The 8,751-nt window shown below is 61.9% G+C and carries 6 protein-coding genes; 3 read left to right on the forward strand and 3 right to left on the reverse strand.

Annotation, left to right across the window (positions count from 1 at the left end; all coding sequences use genetic code 11):
- Positions 1 to 480: hypothetical protein (locus tag VEJ16_11645; GenBank protein ID HYB10315.1), on the reverse strand; the 480-nt coding region annotated here is incomplete at its 3' end.
- Between the two features lie 297 nt (positions 481 to 777).
- On the opposite strand from VEJ16_11645, the gene VEJ16_11650 reads away from it, so the two are divergent.
- Positions 778 to 2,544, forward strand: a complete 1,767-nt coding sequence (locus VEJ16_11650; protein ID HYB10316.1) for a gamma-glutamyltransferase — start codon at positions 778 to 780, stop codon at positions 2,542 to 2,544.
- A gap of 59 nt (positions 2,545 to 2,603) precedes the next feature.
- Here the strand turns inward: VEJ16_11650 and VEJ16_11655 are convergent, their stop codons facing one another.
- Complete coding sequence (locus VEJ16_11655) at positions 2,604 to 3,479, reverse strand: LysR substrate-binding domain-containing protein (GenBank protein HYB10317.1); 876 nt, start codon at positions 3,477 to 3,479, stop codon at positions 2,604 to 2,606.
- A 129-nt stretch (positions 3,480 to 3,608) separates the two neighbouring features.
- Between VEJ16_11655 and VEJ16_11660 the strand changes: the two genes are divergently transcribed.
- Positions 3,609 to 4,796: a 2-aminoethylphosphonate--pyruvate transaminase gene (locus tag VEJ16_11660; protein HYB10318.1), complete on the forward strand. Its 1,188-nt coding sequence runs from the start codon at positions 3,609 to 3,611 to the stop codon at positions 4,794 to 4,796.
- 179 nt (positions 4,797 to 4,975) lie between these two features.
- Positions 4,976 to 7,423, forward strand: a complete 2,448-nt coding sequence (locus tag VEJ16_11665; GenBank protein ID HYB10319.1) for an FAD-dependent oxidoreductase — start codon at positions 4,976 to 4,978, stop codon at positions 7,421 to 7,423.
- Between the two features lie 150 nt (positions 7,424 to 7,573).
- Here VEJ16_11665 and VEJ16_11670 read toward each other — a convergent pair.
- Positions 7,574 to 8,751 (reverse strand): CoA-acylating methylmalonate-semialdehyde dehydrogenase (locus VEJ16_11670; protein ID HYB10320.1); only part of this gene is annotated, 1,178 nt, incomplete at its 5' end.

Below are 8,751 nucleotides of genomic sequence, written 5' to 3' on the forward strand. Positions count from 1 at the left end.
GAGTTCCGCCACGATGCCCGTCGAGCTTTCGTTATGGACGAGGACGACCGCCCGATAATCGTGTGTTCCGACTCTCGTCTCGATATCGGATGGATCGACCGCTTCGCCCCACGGCACCTCGAGGGTGTCGACGCCGACGCCAAGCGCCCTGCCGATTGCGGCAAAGCGTTCGCCGAACTGGCCATTGACGACGACGAGAATGCGCTCCCCCGCTTTGAGGACATTGACGAGGCACGCCTCCATCATGCCCGTTCCGGTCGCGGCCGCCATTAGAATGCGGTTTTCGGTGCCGAAGATCGGTTTCAGCTTGCGCTCGACCTCTAACAGGATTGCACTGAATTCGGGACCGCGATGCGCGAGCATGGGTTGCGCCATCGCGGTGCGTATGCACTCTGGCACCGCGGTCGGGCCCGGCAGTCTCAATCGGTAAGGCGCGGGCGGAAGATTGGTCGAGATTTCGCTTTCTTGTCGGTCGATCATCGGGGACGCTCGAATATCTGGGGGAGGGGGATACTTCGGACGCTCATGCGATTGTGTTTCAGCCTCACAATTTTGCGATCCGTCGCTGCTTGGCGGCGGTGGCGCTCTCGGCCGGCGCGATTGATGCCTGCCGATTGCAATGACAGGTGTGTATATTGTGGGGCGCGACGCCGTCAATGGCGAGCAGCCGATCGTCCTCGCTGTAGCATAATTCTCAGGACAATGGGATTGCATCGGCAAGCGCGTGAGATGCATGCACGAGCGCTTCGAGCTATGTGAGCGAGGCAGGGAGAGCAAATGAGCGTTACGGGTAACGAGGCCTTCGGACTGGGCCGCACGGGCGGCCATCGCCACCTTTTGCTTGGCAGCCGGCACATGGTTTCGGCGGGTCATTTTGCGGCCGCACATGCGGCGTTTCTCGTCCTCGAAGCGGGCGGCAACGCCGTCGATGCGGGGGTTGCCGGCGGGATCGCGCTCGGCGTGCTGCAGAGCGACCTTGTGAACGTGGCGGGCGTCGCACCCATCATGGTTTATCGCGCCGAGCGGCGGGAATTGATCACGATCGACGGCCTCGGCGTGTGGCCGAGGGCGGCAAATCCAGATTATTTCCGCACGGCGCACCGCGGCGAAATCCCCGAAGGCTTGATGCGTACGGTGGTGCCGGCAGCACCGGCGAGCTGGCTCAAGGCGCTCTTGCGCTATGGGACCATGAGTTTTGGCGAGGTAGCATCCGCCGCAATCTCGTTCGCGCGCGAAGGCTTTCCGATGCATCCGCCGATGTCCGACTATATCGCCCGCAATTCGGAACGGTATCGGCGCTGGCCTCAGAACGCCGCAATCTATCTGCCGAAGGGTCGGGCGCCCCGGGTCGGCGAAATTTTCGTGCAGCGCGATCTTGCGGCGACGCTTCAGTACATGGCGGACGAAGAAAAACCCTCGGCCAAAGGCGGCCGTGAGGCCGGTATCCGAGGTGCGCGAGACGCCTTCTATAAAGGCGACATTGCGCGGCAGATCGCTGCCTTTCACGCGGCGAATGGCGGATGGATGACGGAAGCAGATCTGGCGGGTTACGACGTGCGAATTGAGCCTGCGGTCAAGGTTCGATTCGGCGACATCGAGGTCCATACCTGTGGCCCCTGGTGCCAGGGTCCGGTTTTGGCGCAAGCGCTCAGGCTTCTCGATGGAATCGACCTTAGGGCACTCAACCACAATTCGCCCGCCTATATCCACACGGTGACCGAAGCGCTCAAACTCGCCTTCGCAGACCGGGAGGCCTATTACGGCGATCCGCAATTCGTCGACGTGCCGCTCGAAGCGCTTCTTTCGGATCGTTATTCGGCCGAGCGGCGCAAGCTTATCGACCCCGAGCGCGCAACACCCGGTATGCCGGCGGCGGGCCGGGCGTGGGCGGACCGAGCACCGCCCGAACTTGTCCTCGCAACTGGTGCAGGGGTCGGCGGCGCTGGGCCGCGCACCGCGCACGATACATCCTATATCGCGGTCGTCGACCGTCACGGCAATGCGTTCTCGGCAACACCGAGCGACAGTTCGAGCGACATGGAAATTGTGCCCGGCACGGGCTTGGCGCCCTCCTCACGAGGTTGCCAATCCTATACGATCGATGGCCACCCAAGCGCTTTGGCGCCGGGTAAACGTCCGCGCCTCACACCGAATCCCGCAATGGCCTTCTTCGGCGATCGCGTGGTAATGCCATTCGGCACACCGGGCGGGGACGTACAGAGCCAGGCGATGCTTCAAGTGCTGCTCAACGTCGCGGTATTCGACATGGATCTGCAGGCCGCGGTCAGCGCGCCGCGCTTTGCAACATACAGCTTTCCAAATTCCTTCGAGCCGCACGATTATCTGCCCGGCCGGCTCATGGTCGAGTCCCGGATGCCGAAGAAGACAATGGATGTTCTGGCGACCCTTGGCCACGATGCGCAGGCTTGGCCGGAGTGGTCTTGGCACGCTGGCTCCGTGTGCGCGGTCGTGCTCGATAAAACGACGGGCGTGCTGGCAGGTGGGGCCGATCCGAGACGTTCTTCCTATGCCGTTGGATGGTAGGTGTCGAGATCAACGCCCGTCGGCCAGCTGGATAGGGATAGTGCGCAATCCCGCGGCTTTTACCCGGCAAGGGTAGAAGGCAGGAGATCGAAGAATGCGCGCACGACGCGGACCGATAGCCGCTCCTTGAGGCAAACCGCGAATTCGGTGCTTTCGATCCTGGCGTCGCGTACGGCTACTTTGCGAAGCCGCTGATCGTGGCCGAACTCGCTTTCGAACACGGCGCCAACACCGAGGCCGGCGGCCACACCTTCGCGCGCAGCCTCTCGGCTGCCGATTTCAAGCGTATCGCCGAGCGTGACGCGTGCGTCCGCAATGGCGCGCTCGAAACGATGGCGTGTGATCGAACCCCGCTCACGCAGCACAACCCGTTGACCCTCAAGCTCTCGGAGCTTCACGCTTTTGCGGTTTGCCCAGGGATGGTTGCGCTCGACAAAAAGCAGCAAGCGCTCGCGCCGAAACGCCACCGCGTGAAGTCGCTCGTCCGGTACGAGGTCCGCAAGCACCGCGATATCGCTCTTCCGGTCGAGCAATGCGTCAAGAACGTCGCGGGAGTTGCCGAATGTGAGGGAGAGCTTGATGCCGGGATAGCGGCGGTTGAACGGCCCGAGGAGCGGGATGATGTGGTGGGGGGCATCAGCACCCACCCGAAGCAGGCCGCGCAGAAGCCCACGGGCCGAAGCCAGGACCTGCTCCGCTTCCGTCTCGAGGACGAATTGGCGGCGCGTGATCTCGTGGAGGGCCTTGCCGAGCTCTGTGATCTCGATTCCACGCCCGATGCGCTCGAAAAGCTTAATGCCGTAAGTGTCTTCGAGCTCCTTCACTTGGGCCGAAATGGTCGGCTGGGTGACGTGAAGGGCCGCAGCGGCACGGGTGAAGCTTCCCTCGCTCGCCACGGCGTGGAAGGCCCGAAGTTGGGCATGATTGATTGCCATAGCCTATCTGTCACATAGTTTTTATCGATTTGCCTTATGCTATTCCCGCGGCGCATAAAAGCGCAACGCAATCCGAACCCGCAAGCCGGTCCGAGACCACGCGACAAACGACTGAAGGAGCCACCCGCGATGACCGCCGACCACACCAAGAGCGCTGGCGCGACCGCCCTCTCGCCGACAGGAGATCCCTGGCTCCTGACACCGGGTCCGCTTACCACCTCGGAATCGGTGAAGCGCGCGATGCTGCACGATCTCGGGTCGCGGGACCGCCAATTCATCGCAGTCAATCGCGCTGTGCGCGAGCGGCTCGTCGACATCGTGAACGGTGCGCAGACACACGTCTGTGTTCCGCTCCAAGGCAGCGGAACCTTTGTCGTCGAGGCCATGATCGGGACCTTCGTCCCGGCGACGGGCAAGCTGCTCATTCTCGTGAACGGCGCCTACGGCAAGCGCATTGCCAGAATGTGCGAGTATTACGGTCTCTCGCATGTGGTCGAGGAGTCGGCCGAGGACGTGCCTATCGACCCGGCTGCGCTCGATCGTCGCCTTGCGAACGATCCCGACATCAGCCACGTCGCCATCGTTTATTGCGAGACAACCTCCGGCCTGCTGAACCCGGTCGAGGAAATCGCGAAAATAACGGCCCGCCATGAGCGCCATCTTTTAATCGACGCCATGAGTGCCTTCGGGGCCATCGAAATCGATGCCCGCAAGATTCCGTTCGATGCGGTGGTGGCATCCAGCAACAAATGTCTCGAGGGCGTCCCGGGTATCGGGTTTTGCATTGCTCGGAAGGCTGCCTTGGAGAAATGCCGCGGCAATGCACCATCGCTCAGCCTCGACCTCTATGACCAGTGGACGTCGATGGAGAAGAACGGCCAGTGGCGATTTACGCCACCCACGCACTGCATCTTGGCGTTCGCACGCGCCCTCGATGAGTTCGATGCCGAGGGCGGTGTCGCAGGACGCGGCGGGCGCTATCGCGCCAACTGCAGAATTTTAGTCGATGGGCTGCGAGAGATCGGGTTCCAGACATTGCTTCCGGATTCGCTTCAAGCACCTATCATCGTGACGGTCAGGATGCCGCACGATCGGAAATTCAACTTCGAGGCATTCTATGACCGTCTCGGCAGGGCAGGCTATGTCATCTATCCGGGCAAGCTTACGGTCGCCGACAGTTTCCGCATCGGTTGCATCGGCCGGCTGGGTGCAAAAGAGATACGCGGCGTTCTTGCCGTGATCCGGGCCGCCCTGGACGACATGGGCGTTACCGATTGCGCTCCTGCGCCGGCCGAGGCCGCAAAATTGCGTGCTTGAGCGTTCGGCAGCTGCCGGGCAGGCATATCGGGCCGTCACATGCCGTCCTCATTGCGGGGGCGAGGGTTGCGTCAGGTTAGCGAGGCAAAGCCGCCCTTGCCGAGGGCTGTCTGAGCCGACGCGAAACCAATATAATCAGATCGCGTTCTGGCGAGCGGATCCTCATAGGGGAGGGTGCGGTGACGAAATCATTGCCAAGTCATGTGCGGGTGGTGATCGTCGGCGGTGGGGTGGTCGGCTGCTCGATCGCCTATCATCTCGCGAAACTCGGTTGGTCCGAAGTCGTCCTGCTCGAGCGAAAGAAATTGACGAGCGGAACCACATGGCACGCGGCCGGCCTGATCGGCCAGCTTCGCGCCACCCTCAACATGACGCGCCTGGCTCAGTACACTGCGGGACTCTATGCCGGTCTCGAAGCGGAAACCGGGATGGCAACCGGCTGGAAACAGCGCGGTTCGATCTCGCTCGCGACCACGCGCGAGCGGCTCGAGGAGCTTCTGCGCGGTGCGTCGATGGCAAAGACGTTCGGGCTCGAAATCCACGAAGTCGGACCGGCGGATATCAAAAAGCGCTGGCCGCTACTCAATGTTGCCGATGTTGTGGGTGGCGTTTTTCTTCCGAAGGATGGCCAGACGAATCCCGTCGACACGACAATGGCGCTCGCCAAGGGCGCGACCATGCGCGGCGCCAAAATCTTCGAGGGAACCAAAGTTACCTCGATCAAATCGTCGCGGGGTCGTGCGAGCGGCGTCGTCACGGAACGCGGCGATATCGAGGCCGAGCATGTGGTGATCGCGACGGGTCTTTGGTCGCGCTGGCTCGGCAAGAGCTGTGGGGTGAACATTCCGCTTCAGGCGTGCGAGCACTTTTATATCGTGACCGAGGATTTTCCTGGCCTTTCGGCCGATCTGCCAGTGCTGCGCGACCCCGATCACTGCGCCTATTTCAAGGAGGACGCGGGCAAACTGCTCTGCGGCGCCTTCGAGCCGAACGCGAAGCCATGGGCCGTTGACGGTATTCCCGAGGACTTCGAGTTCGGCGAGCTTCAGGAGGATTTCGACCATTTTGCCCCCATCCTCGAATCCGCGATGCGGCGGATTCCTGCATTGGAACAGGTCGGCATTCGCAAGTTCTTCAACGGCCCCGAAAGCTTCACGCCGGACGTGCGCTATATGCTCGGCGAAACACCTGAGATGAAGCGGCTTTATGTCGCCTCTGGATTCAACTCGACTGGCATCCAATCCGCCGGCGGTGCTGGCAAGGTCCTCGCCGAATGGATCGTAGGCGGGCACGCACCGATGGATTTGTGGGATGTCGATATACGTCGCATGCAGCGCTTCCAAACCAACAAGCGCTACCTTGCCGAGCGAGTCTCCGAATCGCTTGGCCTCCTCTATGCGATGCATTGGCCCTATCGCCAATATGAGAGTGCGCGCGGCGCGCGCACCTCGGCACTTTACGAGCGACTTGCCGAGCGCGGTGCGTGCTTTGGCGAGACCGCGGGATGGGAGCGCGCCAACTGGTTCGCTTCTAACGGCATCGAGCCCCATTACGTCTACAGCTACGGACGGCAGAACTGGTTTTCCTGCGCCGCTGCCGAGCATCGCGCGGTGCGCGAGGCAGTGGCTCTCTTCGATCAAAGCTCGTTCTCGAAAATTCTCGTCAAAGGCAGAGACGCGGAGCGCGTGCTGCAGGGCGTCTGTGCAAACGATGTTGCCGTTCCGGTTGGGCGGATCGTCTATACCCAATGGCTCAACGCACGCGGCGGAATCGAGGCGGACCTCACTGTGACCCGACTTGCGGAAACCGAATTCATGGTCGTGACGAGCACCGTTTGCGGCGTGCGCGATCTCGACTGGCTCCAGCGTCACATCCCGGACGAGTCCCACGCCTTCGCGGTGGATGTCACCTCGGGTTATGCCATGCTGAGCGTGATGGGGCCGAGGAGCCGTGCGCTTCTCGAGAAGGTTTCCGGCGACGATCTCTCGAATGCGGCCTTTCCATTCGGCTCCTCGCGAGAAATCGAAATCGGCTATGCGAGGGTACGCGCCGCGCGTATTACCTATGTGGGCGAGCTCGGTTGGGAACTCTATGTTCCGACCGAGTTCGCACGCAACGTATTCGATGCAATCGTGAATGTGGGCGACGGATTCGGCCTCAAGCTCGCGGGCATGCATGCGATGGATTCGTGCCGGATGGAGAAGGCCTATCGAAGCTGGGGCCACGACATTGCCGATGAGGACACACCCCTTGAAGCCGGCCTCATGTTCGCGGTCAAGCTCGACAAGAACGTCGATTTCCTTGGGCGTGAGGCACTATTGCGTCAGCGGGAAAAGGGTATTGCCAAACGGCTGGTGCAATTCGCGCTCGACGACCCGGAGCCGCTTCTTTACCACAACGAGCCGATTTGGCGCGACGGCAGGATCGTCGGTCGAATCACTTCGGGCGCGTATGGTCATCATGTCGGGCGCTCGGTCGGCCTCGGGTACTTGCAAAATGATTCAGGCGTCGACGCATCCTACGTGAAAGAGGGGCGCTACGAGATCGAGGTCGCTGGCGCGCGCCACGCCGCGAGGGCGAGCCTCGAGCCGCTCTACGACCCGAAAGGAGCCCGGATAAAAAGCTAGCGCCCTGTGCAATGACACGAAATCAGGTGGCTCCCTTCACTCATCGCTCTCCCAAGCGGCGGGAGAGGCTTTCGCGGGGTTAAGCAGGCGAAGCCCAGCGCGCCCAGCGTTGAGCGAGGATATCTCGTTTCAAAATAGTCGAATGGGACGTCAGCGCATCGTCGGCATTACGAACTCGGCGCCAGCGCGGATCCCCGTCGGCCAGCGCGAGGTGATCGTCTTCATGCGGGTATAGAAGCGCACTCCTTCCGGCCCATGAATATGGTGGTCGCCGAAGAGGGAGCGCTTCCAGCCGCCGAACGAATGGAATGCCATTGGCACCGGGATCGGCACATTGACGCCCACCATGCCGATTCGAGCACGCGTAGCGAAGTCCCGGGCCGCGTCGCCATCGCGGGTGAAGATCGCGGTGCCGTTACCGAACTCGTGCGCGTTCACGAGACCGAGTGCCGATTCATAGTCCTTACTCCGGACGACCGAAAGCACGGGGCCGAATATCTCCTCCTTGTAGATGCGCATCTCGGGCTTCACCTCGTCGAAGAGGCAGCCGCCGATGAAATATCCGTTCTCATAGCCTTGCAGCTTGGTGTTGCGGCCGTCGACGGCGAGCTTGGCGCCCTCCTTGACACCGAGGTCGACATAGCCTTTCACCCGCGCGTAGGCTTCCTTGGTCACGAGCGGTCCCATTTCTGCTTCCGCATCGGTGTAGGGTCCAATTTTGAGGTTACGCACGCGCGGCGCAAGCCGCGCCATCAACGCATCCCCGGCGCCACCGACGGCGACCGCGACGGAAACCGCCATGCACCGCTCGCCGGCCGAACCATAGGCGGCCCCCATGAGAGCGTCCGTCGCCTGCGCCATGTCGGCGTCAGGCAAAACAACCATATGGTTCTTTGCCCCGCCCAGGGCCTGGACGCGCTTATTGTGCGAAGTGCCTGTGCGGTACACGTATTCTGCAATCGGCGTCGAGCCGACGAAGCTCACCGCTTCGATGCCAGGGTGCGCCAGAATGGCGTCGACCGCCATCTTGTCGCCGTTGACGACGTTGAGAACGCCTTCGGGCACGCCCGCTTCGATCATGAACTCGGCAAGGAGGAGTGGGGTCGAGGGATCGCGTTCGGAGGGCTTCAGGACGAACGTATTTCCGCAGGCGATGGCAATCGGGAACATCCACATGGGCACCATGGCCGGGAAATTGAACGGCGTAATGCCGGCAACGACGCCGAGGGGTTGGCGCATCGAATAGCTATCGACATTGGTGCCGACATTCTCGGTGAACTCGCCTTTGAGCAGTTGGGGGATGCCGCAAGCGAATTCGACGACTTCGA

The sequence above is a fragment of the Alphaproteobacteria bacterium genome, from assembly GCA_035625915.1.
Lineage (GTDB): Bacteria > Pseudomonadota > Alphaproteobacteria > JACZXZ01 > JACZXZ01 > DATDHA01.

Bases quoted from the DNA above. Each gene is read 5' to 3' on its own strand.
- VEJ16_11650 (HYB10316.1), top strand. From the start codon at position 778: ATGAGCGTTACGGGTAACGAGGCCTTCGGACTGGGCCGCACGGGCGGC.
- VEJ16_11655 (HYB10317.1), bottom strand. From the start codon at position 3,479: ATGGCAATCAATCATGCCCAACTTCGGGCCTTCCACGCCGTGGCGAGC.
- VEJ16_11660 (HYB10318.1), top strand. From the start codon at position 3,609: ATGACCGCCGACCACACCAAGAGCGCTGGCGCGACCGCCCTCTCGCCG.